Below are 16,283 nucleotides of genomic sequence, written 5' to 3'. Positions count from 1 at the left end.
TCTAGAGATACTTGGGTTGCGTTAGGAGTTGGCTTAACTACAAACTTAGTTAAAGACAGAATGTATTTAGATATTGAGTGCAGCACCATTGCTCTTAGCAGGGCACTTCTTGTTTCTATCATGCAAGCATACGGTTTCATTACTAATTATACAATAAGTTAATACATTTAAATTTAATTATAGTTAACCTGAGCTCGATATATGGAATATTGCAAAATCTAGGTTGCAATACTTTCTATTCATATAGTTTAGCATACTTTTTATATCGAACTCTGATTATTATAGCCAACTTGAATTTATTAAGTTAGCTATTTGTTCACTTTTCCTTTTACCTTATCATATTTTACAACTTTCTTAATTAGACCTCTTTCGAAACTGGTTGACGTAGTTCAAAATTATTGCTGATAAATATCAAAATAAGACGTAAAAGATAAAGATTAGGTCTTAGATTTAATTTGATCTCTAGCATTTATAATTTTGAACTACGTCAACCAGTTTCGAAAGAGGTCTATTGATTTTAGCATTTTTTACAGTTATACGTTTAATATAAAACTTTAAACATAGATTAAGTGTTATTAAATATATGATATCAGATAAAATACGAAGAGAAGCTTTTGGATATGTGCAAGCAGGTAATAAGGCAGCTCTTCTAGAATTAACAGCCTTGCATTCTGAATTAGTTGATACCAGATCTCAAGCAAACAATGATACACTGCTCATAAGAGCATTTAAGTATCTAAGAGAGGACATCGTAGAAGACTTATTGATTCTTGGAGCTGATATCAGTGCTAAAGATAAGCATGGTATGCCTGCTACAATGTGGATTTATGCTACTGAACGTACTAATCTACTGAGGAGTACGATAATACTGCATTACGTATATCAAAAAAATATCTTTCTCTGAATGAAAATGCTAAACTTTATTCAGATGAATATACTAATTTGCTACTTAACAGCACTAAAGCTAAATTTCCAGTACATTGTAATAATGAAGGCTATGATTACACTACTATACTAACAAAAATTATACAGAGAAATTTAGTACAGTCCGCAGAATGGTTTATTAAAAACTTTCAACTTAATCAAAATGAGATAGTAGAAAGCCTTATAGCAGGTACTATCAGAATGTCTAGCGGTAACTTAACTAGTACTGAAGTAATAAATGTAAAATTTTTACTAGAAAAACATTTGAATCTAATAGATGAAAACTCAAAGTGTGCTAATAATTTAGCAGAGATGCTCTTTCAAAAAAAATTCTATAAGGAATATATGCAATTTGATATGATTTGTACTGAATTTGATAGGTTGCAAAGCGGTCAATCTATTGGACATTATGGATATATGGTTTACCATGATATTCATGTATTAGTTGCAAAGGTATTAATAAAATTTGGAATTGATTTACAAAAATATAAATCATACGTTGAAAATTTTACATCTGTACATGATAGCCTTATTCCATTATTGTGCAAGCAAATCAATCCAAATGGTTATAAAAAGTACTTTAAAAACCTACCTAATAAGTTAGTAATTATTGAAGTCAGAGCTTTCTGATTGGTATTTGTATGCTTATTTTGATGAATTGGATAAAAAGACATATGAGCATGATCTAAAGGACTTTTCATTTACCTTTATAGAATTACCAAAATTTAAAAAAAATAGAGTGGAAGAGTTAAATGATATAACAGAGAAGTGGTGCTATTTTTTTAAACATGCAAAAGAAACAACATTAGATGGATATAATAAAATAATAGGTGAAGATTTAATAATAAAAAGAGCGTATGAGAGGCATTAGATCAGTTTAATTGGAGCGAAGATGAACTAATAACCTATGAACAAGAGTTAAAGCGTATGTGTGATAATAAAGCAGTAGAAGATTATAAACTCGAACGCGCTAAAGTTGAGACAATTGCTGAATATACGGATTTATCAATACAAGAAGTATTAAATTTAAAAAATAACCGAATGAAGACACTAAGCGCCACATTCGCCTTCATGGCTTAAAATGGAATAGTTTTCGTCAAGAATGGTGCGGCCATGTTAAGGACATTGAGGCCTTAAAGAATGGCCTTCTCAGTGTTCAGTATAGTATAGAACTTGTAGTGTGATATAAAGCATCTAATAGAAGTAGCATACAACACATCAAAAGTAAGATTTTATGTTGTATATTTCTTATTATTTTACACTATTTTTTAAATTTAATACTTCTTGTATTGATAAATCCGTATATTCAGCAATTGTCTCAACTGATAATTCAGATTTCAATAATTTTATTGCCAAATCTTTTTTTGCTTTAGCTTCACCGAGCTTTATGCCTTCAGCTTTACCTTCAGCTTTACCTTCAGCTTTACCTTCAGCTTTACCTTTAGCCTCACCGAGCTTTATGCCTTCAGCTTTAGCGCGTTCGAGTTTATAATCTTCTACTGCTTTATTATCCCATATACGCTTTAACTCTTGTTCATAGGTTATTAGTTCGTCTTCACTCCAATTAAACTGATCTAATGCCTCATACGCTCTTTTTATTATTAAATCTTCACCTATTATTTTATTATATCCATCTAATGTTGTTTCTTTTGCATGTTTAAAAAAATAGCACCACTTCTCTGTTATATCATTTAACTCTTCCACTCTATTTTTTTTAAATTTTGGTAATTCTATAAAGGTAAATGAAAAGTCCTTTAGATCATGCTCATATGTCTTTTTATCCAATATTACATGCCTTGATATATAGTCTTCTTTGTTTGGAAACAATTTATAATCTGCTATAGCTATAAATATAACTTCCTTTAGGTCTGAGTATTTTCCTTCCTTTCCTCTATTTGGTTGCCTGCCATATGCCTTTGCTGCATAATACTGTGCTCTTTTTTCAAATCCTTGTGTAGGATCTACTTGCATTTCTATTATATATTGCGCACCGTTTTTATCTTTACACAAAACATCTACTATTGATTCTTTCTTGGACGCTATGTCTGCATCTAATATCGTTCCTAAAAACTCTACTTCTATTATTTTTCTATTTCCTTCAAACAACAATATATCGTTCAGAAAATGTATTAGTATGTCCTTGTTTTTTTCTGATCCAAATATCTTTTTAAATGCTACATCATTCTTTGGATCTAGAAATCTTGATAAATGCATATATTTTTCATATTTTCTATTCTTTTTAAATTATACAACAAAATAACTTACATGAACATTATCTTATTAATTATAAGATGTTCTATAGTAAAATTAGTCTTCTAAGGCAGATAGTATCAGTATGAAGATTTATATAGGTTTGGCATAAAAATTTTTTTCAACCTATTTTCAACCTTTTGCTTTAATTTTTTTGTAATATTGACAAATATTGAAAATATATTTATAGCTAAAGTTGAAGATTAATTATAAATATTAACAAAAGCTAACAGAAGTTAATAGCAGATTCTATAAAGTGCAGAAATTAGCGAAAATTAACCTTTTTTCTTTATATTTGATATGTCTTTGCAGCTTTACCTATAGACAATGTTATTACATTTTAATTTATGCAATTCACTACATTAACCACCTATTAAATAACCTAACTATAACATCAACCTGACAGCTTTTATTAACTCTAATAGCCACACTTATTAATTGACTAAGTATAGTTTGCAATAGACAACTATCTCCAATAACAATATCATTTATATTGTCCTGAACATTGTAACTGAGCGATATTTCTCTATCTTCAGCCATTTCTTTCAGCGAACTAATTGTATCCTTCAATAGTTTTTGTATGCTAAATTTTTTTGAATGTACATTTTGAAGCTCAATTTGGCCTCTAAGTGAGTAAACTATCCTGTTACAGTAGTCTTGTAGGTTAGCAGCATAATTAAGTATTCTCTACGCTAGTAGTTTTATATTCCTTTTCTTTGAAATCATTTTGCCAGCATAGTAGATCATCTGCTAGATCTTGGATTTTAGCAGTAGTAAGATCAAACGTATATTTAATTTTTTGAATCAAATCTATACAATATTGCTTCATTGACTCAGCTTCCTCTAGATAATCTTCCGCTTGTTGTAGCTTTATTTTCATTCCAATATATTTATCTTCATTCATATTTTCGGTACAAAGATAAATATTTCTTTCCTTAGCTGTAGATACTAACTTGGCTGGAATAGGTGGTATATGGATTGTCCAGACATCTTGAGAAATGTCTTTTGTTGTATTGATATTCTTTTTTTTATTTTTCATAATATTCTCCATTTGACTAATGTTGCGAATTTAAATTACTAGTTTGTATCGGAATGCTGACTAAAAACTTTGTATAATGCCCTTCTTTACTGTCTATCTTAATGCTTCCTTTCATTTCATATGTAAGATGTTTGATAAATTCTAACCCTGAATCTAATGCTTGATGCTTAATTAAGTGTGGTTTTTTTAATTCAGAGTTCATCTCTTGTAATTTGTTTTTTGAAATGCCATCTCCTACGCTATGCACTACAAATTGCAATATTCTATCTTTTGAATTCGATTGTTCATTTTTAGGAGGCAAAAAATCAATGCTAACTCTAACTTTGCTATTTGTACTATGCATAATAGCACTTTCAGCTAACTGGCTTAGTACAGCTCTTATTCGAAACCTATCTCCAGTAATAATATCGTATATGTCATTTCCTTTTTCCCTTAGCTCTATCTTTTCATCTTGATCAATTACTCTGATTGCTGCAATAGTACCATTTAGCATTTTTCGTAGGCTAAATTTTGCTAGTTCTACATTCGTTGATTCTATGGTTTTTCTAAACAAAAAAATTATATCATTCAGATGATCTATCAAATTATCAACTAACATTATGATGTATCTGTTAGTGCCTTTGTTATTTCAGAATCTGAATCTAACCCCTTGTCTCGTACCTTTGCCTCTATATTCAACCTGCTAACGGTACAAGCATTTACTATATGCCTAATATATTGAATCGAATCTATACAATTTATTCTTGCTAATTTGCCTGCTTCAAGCCGACTACACAGATTTGTTTGTTTCTCTTTTTCTTCTTCATAATTTCTAATGCTATTGCTAAAGGAATATGGTCAGTTAATTTCTTGGTTAATCCTCTTTTTTTCATCATCTATTACTATCACTGGTACAACATCAATTTTATATTGTTTAAACAAGCTAGGATCTATATCGAAGCTAATACCAAGCTCCATAGTTTTATTCTTTGTTTGTGTAAATGAGTTATTAATTAACCCACGCATAACTAATTGAGCTCCAGCCTTTTGAGATTCAGCAAAATAGCTTTTTAAAGCCTCATCACTCATTGAAAATGAGACAAAAATAAAAGTTTTTTGCTGATCCAAAAAAAAAGCATTAGCATTATTAACAAATAATAAAACCATCAACATCATTACTCGTATAACCATATTCCTCTCCAAGCTTTATAAATCAAAGCAAACAACAATCTCTTTTTCGTCAAATCAAGTAACCAAAATCTTCACCATTAACTGGAAATTCTCTGCCAGCTTGCCATGTAGCTTCTGTTTGACCTATGCTCTTGCAGGATTTGGTTTCTGGAATCGGATAAATCATTTGTAGTCGATACTGGCTTTTCTTCATGATAGGCATAGGATACTTACCACATAGGCCTTTATAACCATAATATCCCCATAACATCAGTTGCCTATGCATTCTAGCCATAAATTTACTTACCATTAATACAGATGTTCCAACTCCACCATTATGCGCTGCAGCTGTTCCAGTAAAAGGGTAAAGCATTCCTTGACATTCGGCACACCAAAAAGCATAATCACTTGCTAATAAACCAGCGCTACAACTCATGCAATCAGCTATACATGCTTGATAAGCAGCTACATTTTGAAACAACGGTGTTTCCGAATTTAAAATCGCAGATTTAGCGTCATCACTCCATAATGAATCAAACTCTGTTAAATATGCTATATCTACTGCAGCCATTTCCAGACAAATAAAATCAAGCAAAATCTCTAACCAATAAATCACGGGATAGACATACCAATGAATGTGATAAAAAGCACTTCCTTCAGCCTCATCTTTCATGCCTTTTTGAGTAGCGCTTCCAAATGACAAACCCCCAAGACTTACCATACACATTGGTGATTTTGTAACGTCTACAAGTCGTACTGGCTACCAAAATCCAACAGGAATACCAGGTACAGGTATTGGAATCCATGCCTTAGGACAAAGACATACAGCTAAGCTACTATAAAACAGTTATACTAGATACTTTTTTTGATTCAGAAAGCATCTAGTATAACTGTTTTATAGTGGTTTTGCTATATTAAACCTCTTTCAAAACTGGTTGACGTAGTTCAAAATTATAAATGCCAGAGATCAAATTAAATCTAAGACCTAATCTTTTACGTCTATTTTGATATTTATCAGCTTTCGAAAGAGGTCTATTATTCTACTGGAAGCATTAGTATCATGCATTGAACTGTTTGCAAAGTACAGAGATATAGTAATTTAACCTATATTATCACATAAATCAATTTTAAGTTGCAATTATTGTCCATTTAATGAATAATAATATTCTAAGATGTAATATATATTTTAAAGTAACAATCTATGAATAATGGGTCTATTTTTGCTCATTTACTGTATAACATTTAATTTAGGAGAAGTTAACAATACCTCATATTGCTTTATATAGAGCTGTTAAGGATGGCGACCTAGAAAAGGTAGAACGTCTGCTTTTAGAAGAAAAAAATATCGACGTTAATGTAACAGATACTTACCTTAATACTCTTTTATATTATGCTGTTGCAAACGGATACATAGGGATTGTAAAGCTTCTGTTATCTCATGGCGCTAATATAAATTCAATAAATTGTTCTGGAAATACTCCTTTAATTTGTTCTGTGATAGCAGAACACGTAGAGCTTGTAAAGCTTTTGTTATCTCATGGAGCTGATGTACATTATAAAAACTATCACCGTCTTGCTGCTTTACATTATGCCTCAGTACGCGATACTAAAATAACAGATACTCTATTAGCTTATGGAGCTGATATAAATCTAAGTGGTGGTTTAAACACTACTGCTTTACATATTGCTTCTGAACAAGGCCATGAAAAGAATGTAGATTATTTGTTAGCTTGTGGAGCTGATATAAATTCACTCGATTACTTTGGTGATACTCCTCTTACTGCATCGGTATCAGCTCATCATCAAAATGAAGCAATAATAAAATCCTTGGTTGCTTATACTGTTAAGCTAGAATCTTATAATATACATATTAGTTCAGAAGGTTTTATAAAAAATAAAGCCTGTATAGATGAATCTCTAGCACTTACTGAGATAAAACAGAAATGCTTACAAGAAATACAGGAAATGAAAAGCTTCAAGATTGTAAGTAATTTATCTTTTTTTGAAGTATTTATTCAGAAAAGAAATATAAATATACTAGCAAGATGTGCTAATAATCCTTATATTGCAGAGCATCAATGTAAATTTCCAATATACTATTCCTTTATTGAAAAATCTATTGAAGAAGGGAAAGCAAGAGCCAAGCTGCTACAAGGAGCAGCTGAATCAATAGATGAGATATTTGAATCCAATCAGAATGATTCTCAAGAAATTCAGAAATCTTGGCTTCACTTGTCACCAGAAGTAAGAGTTATGATATTAGAGAATTTAAGTAATAATGATTTAACAAAACTTCAACACACTGATGTAGCAGAAGCTGGTAAAGCTGGTGCTGAAGTTGAAGCTGAAGTTGGAGTTGGAGGAGCATATGCTATATATGAGGGAGAGTAGCGCAAGTGTTACAGCCCTCTGCAACAATAGAATCTGGATGCAGTTCTGATCTAGATAAATAATACTCTTCTCTATATATAAGCATTACAATATCTGCATTTTGTTCAATTGAGCTTGATTCTCGTAGATCTGAGAGAATAGGATTTTTATCTGACCTTTGTTCTACAGCTCTAGACAATTGAGATAATGCAATTACTGGAATATTATTAAGTTCTTTTGCAAGAGCTTTTAAGCTCTGAGTAATTTCAGAAATCTCCTGTACTCGATTATACTGACTTCCTATGGAATCAATTTTTATTAGCTATAAATAATCAATAAATAATATTGCTAAATTATGAGTACGTTTAAGTCTACAAGCTCGAGATCTAATTGCAGATTGAGAAACAATGCTAATATGTTTTCTGAGTGATTCCATTGAAACATTAGCAATATTTTGATTATCAATTAAAACTGATGAAGAATTTGGTTCTTCCAATCTAGTGATTAGGTTAATAATTGTACTTTTACCTGAACCTGACACCCCAACTAAACCAACTTTTTGTTTTGCTGCAATTGTTAAATTAAAGTTCTCAAGAATTTTTTCCTTTGTACCAATGTACGCAAAATCTATCCCACTAAAAACAATTGTTCCTTCTTTATAAATAAAGTTCGTTTTACTATCATTTTTAGGTTGTTTATTAAGTAAAGTTATTGCATTTGTAGCAATTGCAAGCTGCTGAGTGAATTCAATTAATTTATAAGAAATTTCTGATAATTTTTCAGCAATTTTATAGTTTATCATGAAAATTACAGCAAAATCCCCTGGAGTAATTTCATTTTGTAGAGACAAATATCCTAAAATTACAAAAATTAATGCAACATAACAGGTAACTAATGTTCCATAAGAAAAATAATATTGACGTAAAAATATGCCAAACTTAAGACTTTTTTCAATGAAATCCTGAGTAATGACTCTAAGTCTATTTTTCTCATTTTTTACTTCTGAGAAAAACCAAACATTTAAAATATTAGTAAAGTAATCAGTTAAAAAACCAAAAATTTTAGGCCTACACTGAGCATACTCTTTGTTATAATCAGTAGAATTTTTAATATGCCTACGAGTTAAAGTCATAAAAGCTGCAATCCAAACTAACATTATGATACCCAAAAGATAACTTGTTTTTATGAAAATTATTGAAGCAATTATAATTAAAAAAACAAATTGTAAAAACATGTTCATGGTTATAAAAACAACCATTGGTATTGAATTAAATGCATCTGTTACCTTTGCAGTCAGTGTTCCAGCTAATGTTTCTTGGAAAAAATTGTATTCATATTTGCTTAATTGCTCTAAATATCTATGAGCAATTCTTTCGCGATAACTTGTATGATAAAGTGTACCAAGCCAATCAAATGCTGCTGCAGAAATAACAGATATCATTTGTGATGATAAATAAACAGTTGCCCAAATTATATATGTTTTTATACTAAAATTATGAGCGCCATCAATTAAGAGTTTAATGACATATGGTCTAAAATTGCTATCAAACGCAATTACAAGCATGCAAGACATCATTCCCAGAAGCAATACTTTGTAAGTACTGTTTTAAGGATAAATTTTAAGAGTTCCATGATAATAATTATTTAAACATAGTTTTACTAAACATCATCTATCAAGATTATAGAATTATTAAAGGATCTATTCCTTTAGCAATTTGTCCCTTTAAAATCAGCGTTTTTTCTAGCATAATTAACAGATATATTTGGAAAATTTCCTAACTTAATTTTTCTATATACTCCTTTAATTGTTATCCCTAAATAAAGTGTTTTAGTTCCGCCATACAATACTTCTAGAAATAAACCTTTGTCTTTACTATCTCTGTATACATCTCTTTTTTCTTTTGGGGGCTTTATTTTACTTATAGCTATTTGTGTAAAATATAATATCACTACCATAATAAATCACCTTTATTCAACTATTAATATTTAAGATTAGAAAAACAATCTATTGTATGCTTTTTTTGAAAAAGCAAGTTTTTTCGTAATAATTCAATAAAAAAATTAAATGATTTTTAAAATCTTTGCTTCAACTATAGATTATAGCAGCATTGCAATTTTAAGTCTTAGTTAAAAAATCGCGAATTAATACTCATTTAGGGTGTATTTGTGCTGTATATGTTCTGATTTTTTTAAAATATGTATACTTGCATTGACAAAAAATATAAATTCAACTACTGTTAAATTAACGATAGATTAAACATTAATAGACAGATAATAAAACATTGTTTTTTGCTGTTATCTATTAACTCACTTTTTGTAAAAAGTGTTAGCCATAGAACTTTTAGATATTTTAGATTTTTTTATATATCTATATATGTCCATGAAAAAAGTTTCAGGTTGACCTGAAATTTCTTTCAGGTTGGGACGAAATTTTTTTTCTGGTAAGGCTATATTTTCTTCTTTTCCTTTTTCACTATAGTGCTGAAAATTTTTCAGAATTTTTATGCAAGGGACATTACGTAACTTAAGATTGTATTTAATGATTGTCCTATTTTCAATTTCAATAAAACCTGCATCTCTTAATTCTACTAAGCATTGCCTAACTCTTCTTTGACCAACATTAAGCTTATCTTCATAAAGCTGATAACTTTCCTGTAATTCATCTATATCTTTGTTGTAATAGATATGTAGTCTAAATACTATAAATGATAAAAGCTGTTTAGATGTTTTGCTTAATGCTTTTCCATTATCTCCAGTTAGCTTTCTCCATTCTGGTGGAATGATATTTCCAATAAAGTTATAAAATATTGTGTCATTATTGTTACTATTTTTTTTAACAAAATTACAACCATTGGTTAAAAAATCGAATACTACAGGGCGCATTTTTCATCTCCAAAAATACAGCTATAGTAGGTATTTTAGAAAATAATTTTTTTACAAATTACCATCAAATTTTTGTTCAAAAGGTTGAAAATAGGTTGAAAAAAATTTTTATACCAAACCTATATAAATCTTCATACTTATACTATCTGCCTTAGAAGTCCAATTTTGCCTATAGATCATGTTATTACATATTACGTTTCCAAAGACTGAATATAGTGTACAGCTATATAAAAACAAATAATGTGCTAATAACATTGAATGTTAACTATAATAGTACTTATACTGTAGGCTGATTATTATTATTATTATTATTATCTATCTTAGCAAATACTTCATCCCATGATCCAGTAGTAGCGCTTCTGGTATATTCAGTAACTCTATTTTCAAAGAAATTGGTATGTTCTACTCCATTTAGGATTTGATCAAGCCATGTTAAAGGGTTTTGTTCAATTAATGTGCTAATAACATTGAATGTTAACTATAATAGTACTTATACTGTAGGCTGATTATTATTATTATTATTATTATCTATCTTAGCAAATACTTCATCCCATGATCCAGTAGTAGCGCTTCTGGTATATTCAGTAACTCTATTTTCAAAGAAATTGGTATGTTCTACTCCATTTAGGATTTGATCAAGCCATGTTAAAGGGTTTTGTTCAATTAGATAATTTTCTTTTAACCCAAGTTGTAATAACCGTCTGTCAGCTATATAACGAATATATTTTTTGACATCTCTAGCCTCTAACCCCTCAACTCCACCAACTTCAAAAGCTAAATCAATAAACGCATCTTCAAAATGAATAATGGTACAGCATGCCTCATAAATTCTACTTTTTAACTGTTCTGTCCAAACTTCAGGATATTCTTGAATGAAGGTTTTAAATAACGTAATAATAGAATTAGTGTGTAATGTTTCATCTCTAACTGACCATGTAATAATTTGGCCCATTCCTTTCATTTTGTTATATCTTGGAAAATTTAGTAAAATAGCAAATGAAGCAAATAGTTGAACCCCCTCTGTGAAAGCTCCAAAAACTGCTAAAGTCGTAGCAATTTCTTCTTTATTGTCAACATTAAACCGTTGCATGTAATCATATTTATCCTTCATTGCTTTATATTTCATAAATGCCTGATATTCCGTTTCAGGCATGCCAATAGTATCTAACAGATGTGAATATGCAGCTATATGAATAGTTTCCATATTTGAAAAAGCAGATAGCATCATTTGTACTTCAGTTGGTTGAAAAACTCTAGCATAGTGCTTCATATAACAATTGTTCACCTCTATGTCTGCTTGAGTAAAAAATCGAAAGATTTGTGTCAGTAGATGCTTTTCTCCTGGAGTTAAGTTATATTTCCAATCTTTGATATCATCAGCTAATGGAACTTCTTCTGGTAGCCAGTGAATTTTTTGCTGAGTGTGCCATGCTTTATATGCCCAAGGGTATGAAAATGGCTTGTAAATTGGTCGTGCATTAAGTAGTGACATTGTTCTCTTTCCTAAATTATAATTACTGGCATGCTAAGCATTCATCGTCGTTATTACTTGTTGCTAGCTGTTGTTCTTTATCTGTTAATTTTGCTAATTTGTCAATTGTAACTACATGTGAAACCTTTTCTGCTCGTTGAATAGAAGTAGATCTACAATAATATAAACTTTTTATGTTTTTTTTCCAGGCGTCAAAATGTATATCATGTAATAATTGTTTACTGCAATTACCTGGTAGAAATATATTGAGTGATTGAGATTGTGAAATAAATTTCGCACGCTCAGCTGCTAATTCTATCAACCAACGCTGATCAATTTCATAAGCAGTTTTATATACTTCTTTTTCATGATCAGATAAAAAAGTTAAATGTTGCACTGAGCCTTCATGAGTTGCGATTGAAGACCAAACTTGATCATTATTTAGTCCTTTAGACTCAAGTAATTTTTCCAAATTCTTATTTTTAATGGAAAATGATCCAGTTAAAGTTTTCTGAGTAAAACTGTTAGCAGCATACGGTTCAATGCCTGGTGAAGCATTATTAGCTATTATTGAGATTGAAGCTGTAGGAGCTATTGCTGTTTTATAGCTAAATCTTTCCTGTATATTGCATTTTTGAGCATCAATACATGCTCCACGCTCCTTAGCTAGAACTACAGACATGTTATCTGTCTGTAATTTTATATGCTCAAATATTTTTTTATTCCAGACTTTAGCCATTACAGAAGCGATGGGTATATTATTAGCTTGTAACAGTGAATGAAATCCCATTACTCCAAGCCCTATACTACGTTCATGCATAGCAGAATATTTAGCATTAGACATTGTATTTGGAGCCTTATTAATAAAATCCTCAAGTACATTGTCTAAAAATCTTATAATGTCTGGTATAAAATGTTCATTACTTTGCCATAGTTCAAAATATTCTAGGTTTAATGATGATAGGCAGCATACTGCTGTCCTAATGTTATTTGTATAATCACGGCCAGTCGGTAGAGTTATTTCACTACATAAATTAGATGTTTTTACCTTTAATCCTAATTTTTGATGATGCTCAGGTAAAGATTTATTGACTGTATCAATGAATAGAATATAAGGCTCTCCAGTTTCAATTCTAGTTGTTAAAAGTTTAACCCATAAATCTCTAGCTTTAACTGTATTAATGATTCTATTATCATAAGGGCTAATTAAATTCCATGACTCATTTTTTTCAACAGCATGCATAAATTGATCAGAGATTACTATCCCGTGGTGAATATTTAATGACTTACGATTAGAATCTCCACCTGTGTGTCTTCTGATATCAATAAACTCTTCTATTTCTGGATGAGAAACTGGCAGATAAACTGCAGCACTGCCGCGTCTTAAAGATCCTTGTGAAATAGCAAGAGTCATAGTATCTTGAACTTTGATAAATGGGATAATTCCAGAACTATATCCGTTTTCGCCAATTTTTTCATTAATAGATCGAACATTACCCCAGTAGCTTCCAATACCACCACCACGTGATGCTAACCAAACATTTTCAATCCATGTATTAACTATTCCATGAAGGCTATCTTCTACTTCATTTACAAAACAAGATATTGCCAATCCCCTATTAGTACCTCCATTGCTTAATATAGGAGTGGCTGGTAAAAACCAATGTTGGCTCATATAGTCGTACAATCTTTGAGCGTGGGATTTATTATCAGCGTAATAACTTGCTATCCTTACGCATAAATCTTGGAATGTTTCACCTTTAAGTAGATATCTATCTGCTAGAGTAGCCTGACTAGAAGTAGATAGTAACTTATTCCGTTCATTATTGATTTTTATATTAAATTTTGGTGAGCTTGTCATATCAAAATAACTTAAAATTTTATAAATTTATAAAAATATACATATTATATGTATTATTGCTTCTATCAAATGTAACTTTTAATTGTTTAGCAACAATAGCTTTTCACCTTGTTCTTTGCATGAAAGTACTGGTTGCTAGGTTTGTTTTTACTGCTGGATAGCTCTATTTTATTTTTGCTTAACATCATTAAACCATTTTATTAACATAATAAGTTATTATTTAATCTATTCAATCTAAAAAGCTTAAGATTTAATGCAATTTTTAAATCAAAGATTGCGTTACTAGCTACTAACCTAGTAAATTAAAACTATAAAGCGCTTCTTATAAACGATATTTTTTGTTGTATAAGAGACACTAGATATAGTGTTAAAAATCAAGAAAAGAAATAATAATTTTATAAAAAAGATGTAAGTTTTTATAAAATTATTATTTCTGATTGATTAAAACATTAGGATTAAAAGGAGAATTATGCTTTAAAACACCATAAATGATATGTAATAACATGATCTATAGGCAAAAATCTGTCTTCTAAGGCAGGATGCAGGTTTTATTGAAGTTGAAAATAGGACAATAATTAAAGACAATGTTAAGTTACGTAATGTACCTTGCATAAAACTTCTAAAAAATTTTCAGCACTATAGTGAAAAAGGAAAAGAAGAAAATATAGCCTTACCAGAAAAAAAATTTCGTCCCAACATGAAAGAAATTTCAGGTCAACCTGAAACTTTTTTCATGGACATATGAAGTTGCACTATAATAGTAGGTATTCTAAATTTGGCAATATTGTTAAAAACTCTCATCAAGGTTAATAAACACTAGATTATGCATAAATGAAAAAATGCTGGTCCAAAAAAAAATTACAGCAAAATTTTACTCATTAACACCAGAGATATGTAACTTAAGATTAGTTTTAGCATCGTGATAACTGAATCAAAAATTTTATAATTTAATTTGCTTCTTTTCCAGTTTTTATCTGGGATTGGAGTATACAAAAAGTTTGAATTATGGTATAATTTATTAATAACTATTTAGAGATGGAGAATGATAGATTTTTATAGTGAGAGCTTAATAAATAAGCTGTTCAGAACCAACATAATATTTAACGCCAAAATTGATCTTGATAGAGTTGAAAAAGCAATACTTTACGCTAAAAAATATCATGGCCAGCAAAAGAGAGATACTTGAGAACTATACTACACACATCCATTGAAAGTAGCGCGCATGGTATCAGACCACAGCTTTGAAACAGATACAATTATTACTGCAATACTACATGATACCATCGAAGACACAACACTAACTAAAGAAAGAATAAGGTACGAATTTGGTGCTAATATTGCAGAACAGGTTTCAGACCTTACCAGAGTTAGGGATAATAAGAAAATCAGTGCTATGGAAATGATACAAATATTACGCAGCCAAAATAAAACAGAACTATTACTGATCAAACTTTTTGATAGATTCCATAATATTACAACTATATTCATCAAACCTCCTCACAAAAGGCAAGAAATAATATTTGAAACTCAGCAAGAATTTATAGCTCTTGCTGAATACCTTAAACTACCAGAGATTGGAGAACGCTTAAGCGAATATTGTAAACTTCATGCTAGCTAATGAGTAAATAATTGAGAATGAAAGGATTAAATATATGATATTAAAATCTAAGACTAAGTATACCTTACATAGCGCTATTCAAGATGGTGATATTAAAAAAGTACAGCAGCTTATTAATAAGGATAGTACACTTGTCAATTCAAAATATAACGACGGTACTACAGCTTTATCTGTTGCTTTGAAATATAAGAATCTACCTATTGCTAAGATTTTGTTGAACAATGGAGCTAATGTAAACGCAAAAAATAATGATGGGCACACTGCTTTACATCTCGTTGTTGACACAATTCAAGTATATTATGAATTTTTCGAAAAATATCCTACCTATTGCAATGATCATATAGCATTACTGCTAAAATATAATGCTGATGTAAATATCGAGAATAATCAAGGTAATACACCTTTATCTGATGCTGCTAAATGCAAATGTGTAGAACCTTTAGCAATTATGCTAAAACATAATTCTACTGGTATTAATAAAAAATATGATGAAGGAGAAACACTACTACATATTGCTGTTCGTAATGATATCGTAGATGTTATACAGCTTTTGATTGATTATGGTGCTGATATTGATGCAAAAGATGATAATGGCATGACTCCTATAGATTATGCTGCTAAAAGCGGTAATGCAGATATATTCAATTTTCTAACGGAACAATCGGTCCCATGGTATTAGGTTTTAACAGACAACCAATATGTTAATATTAAAAAGAGA

12 protein-coding genes and 8 pseudogenes are annotated in these 16,283 nt (G+C 30.1%); 7 read left to right on the top strand and 13 right to left on the bottom strand.

All coding sequences use genetic code 11. From position 1 onward, the window contains the following. Positions 1 to 583 precede the first annotated feature (583 nt). The 4 genes and pseudogenes from DK405_RS13655 to DK405_RS15635 all read left to right on the top strand — a co-directional run. The gene (locus DK405_RS13655; protein ID WP_045912651.1) at positions 584 to 904 is read left to right on the top strand and encodes a hypothetical protein; all 321 of its coding nucleotides are present in this window, start codon (positions 584 to 586) and stop codon (positions 902 to 904) included. Between the two features lie 38 nt (positions 905 to 942). Next, a complete protein-coding gene (locus DK405_RS13650; RefSeq protein ID WP_045912652.1) occupies positions 943 to 1,554 on the top strand; it encodes a hypothetical protein in 612 nt (203 codons plus the stop codon). Between the two features lie 28 nt (positions 1,555 to 1,582). Further along, positions 1,583 to 2,004: pseudogene (locus DK405_RS02015) on the top strand (PD-(D/E)XK nuclease family transposase); the annotation flags it as partial. After that, positions 1,962 to 2,108: pseudogene (locus DK405_RS15635) on the top strand (conjugal transfer protein TraD); the annotation flags it as partial. The pseudogenes DK405_RS02015 and DK405_RS15635, both read left to right, overlap by 43 nt. 67 nt (positions 2,109 to 2,175) lie before the next feature. Here DK405_RS15635 and DK405_RS02005 read toward each other — a convergent pair. The 7 genes and pseudogenes from DK405_RS02005 to DK405_RS15630 form a co-directional block, all read right to left on the bottom strand. Beyond that, complete coding sequence (locus tag DK405_RS02005; RefSeq protein WP_109510569.1) at positions 2,176 to 3,138, bottom strand: Rpn family recombination-promoting nuclease/putative transposase; 963 nt, start codon at positions 3,136 to 3,138, stop codon at positions 2,176 to 2,178. 393 nt (positions 3,139 to 3,531) lie between these two features. Continuing rightward, complete coding sequence (locus DK405_RS02000) at positions 3,532 to 3,744, bottom strand: hypothetical protein (RefSeq protein WP_231967591.1); 213 nt, start codon at positions 3,742 to 3,744, stop codon at positions 3,532 to 3,534. 106 nt (positions 3,745 to 3,850) lie between these two features. Then, positions 3,851 to 4,213, bottom strand: a complete 363-nt coding sequence (locus DK405_RS01995) for a hypothetical protein (RefSeq protein WP_064613126.1) — start codon at positions 4,211 to 4,213, stop codon at positions 3,851 to 3,853. Positions 4,214 to 4,229: 16 nt separating this feature from the next. After that, positions 4,230 to 4,796, bottom strand: a complete 567-nt coding sequence (locus tag DK405_RS01990; protein ID WP_231967590.1) for a sensor histidine kinase — start codon at positions 4,794 to 4,796, stop codon at positions 4,230 to 4,232. 163 nt (positions 4,797 to 4,959) lie between these two features. Next, positions 4,960 to 5,383: pseudogene (gene trbC / locus DK405_RS01980) on the bottom strand (type-F conjugative transfer system pilin assembly protein TrbC). Between the two features lie 49 nt (positions 5,384 to 5,432). Next, positions 5,433 to 6,188, bottom strand: a pseudogene (locus DK405_RS01975) (TraU family protein); the annotation flags it as partial. A gap of 88 nt (positions 6,189 to 6,276) precedes the next feature. Next, a pseudogene (locus DK405_RS15630) lies at positions 6,277 to 6,381 on the bottom strand (IS5/IS1182 family transposase); the annotation flags it as partial. 244 nt (positions 6,382 to 6,625) lie between these two features. Here DK405_RS15630 and DK405_RS01970 point away from each other — a divergent pair. Beyond that, positions 6,626 to 7,753, top strand: a complete 1,128-nt coding sequence (locus tag DK405_RS01970) for an ankyrin repeat domain-containing protein (protein ID WP_331828133.1) — start codon at positions 6,626 to 6,628, stop codon at positions 7,751 to 7,753. 16 nt (positions 7,754 to 7,769) lie between these two features. Here DK405_RS01970 and DK405_RS15325 read toward each other — a convergent pair. The 6 genes and pseudogenes from DK405_RS15325 to DK405_RS01935 all read right to left on the bottom strand — a co-directional run. Further along, positions 7,770 to 8,138, bottom strand: a pseudogene (locus tag DK405_RS15325) (DnaB-like helicase C-terminal domain-containing protein); the annotation flags it as partial. Then, positions 8,139 to 9,308 (bottom strand): annotated as a pseudogene (locus tag DK405_RS13275) (ABC transporter transmembrane domain-containing protein); the annotation flags it as partial. 131 nt (positions 9,309 to 9,439) lie between these two features. Beyond that, positions 9,440 to 9,688 carry an Arm DNA-binding domain-containing protein gene (locus DK405_RS01955; RefSeq protein WP_045912992.1) on the bottom strand — a complete coding sequence of 83 codons (249 nt, stop codon included), beginning with the start codon at positions 9,686 to 9,688 and terminating at the stop codon, positions 9,440 to 9,442. 351 nt (positions 9,689 to 10,039) lie between these two features. Then, on the bottom strand, positions 10,040 to 10,615 hold the full coding sequence (locus DK405_RS01950) for a hypothetical protein (protein ID WP_081420661.1): 576 nt from the start codon (positions 10,613 to 10,615) through the stop codon (positions 10,040 to 10,042). Positions 10,616 to 11,105: 490 nt separating this feature from the next. Continuing rightward, on the bottom strand, positions 11,106 to 12,107 hold the full coding sequence (locus DK405_RS01940) for a ribonucleotide-diphosphate reductase subunit beta (RefSeq protein WP_045912777.1): 1,002 nt from the start codon (positions 12,105 to 12,107) through the stop codon (positions 11,106 to 11,108). Between the two features lie 22 nt (positions 12,108 to 12,129). Continuing rightward, positions 12,130 to 13,947 (bottom strand): ribonucleoside-diphosphate reductase subunit alpha, encoded by a 1,818-nt coding sequence (locus DK405_RS01935; protein ID WP_045912776.1) that lies wholly within the window; start codon positions 13,945 to 13,947, stop codon positions 12,130 to 12,132. A gap of 1,042 nt (positions 13,948 to 14,989) precedes the next feature. Between DK405_RS01935 and DK405_RS01920 the strand changes: the two are divergent. Both DK405_RS01920 and DK405_RS01915 read left to right on the top strand, forming a co-directional pair. Then, positions 14,990 to 15,565: pseudogene (locus DK405_RS01920) on the top strand (HD domain-containing protein). A 34-nt stretch (positions 15,566 to 15,599) separates the two neighbouring features. After that, on the top strand, positions 15,600 to 16,244 hold the full coding sequence (locus DK405_RS01915; protein ID WP_064613135.1) for an ankyrin repeat domain-containing protein: 645 nt from the start codon (positions 15,600 to 15,602) through the stop codon (positions 16,242 to 16,244). Positions 16,245 to 16,283: the final 39 nt, after the last annotated feature.

Origin of the sequence: Orientia tsutsugamushi, from assembly GCF_900327275.1 — a bacterium.
Lineage (GTDB): Bacteria > Pseudomonadota > Alphaproteobacteria > Rickettsiales > Rickettsiaceae > Orientia > Orientia tsutsugamushi.
The sequence above is the reverse complement of the archived record's forward strand: the minus strand, read 5'-3'. Positions and strand labels throughout refer to the sequence as shown.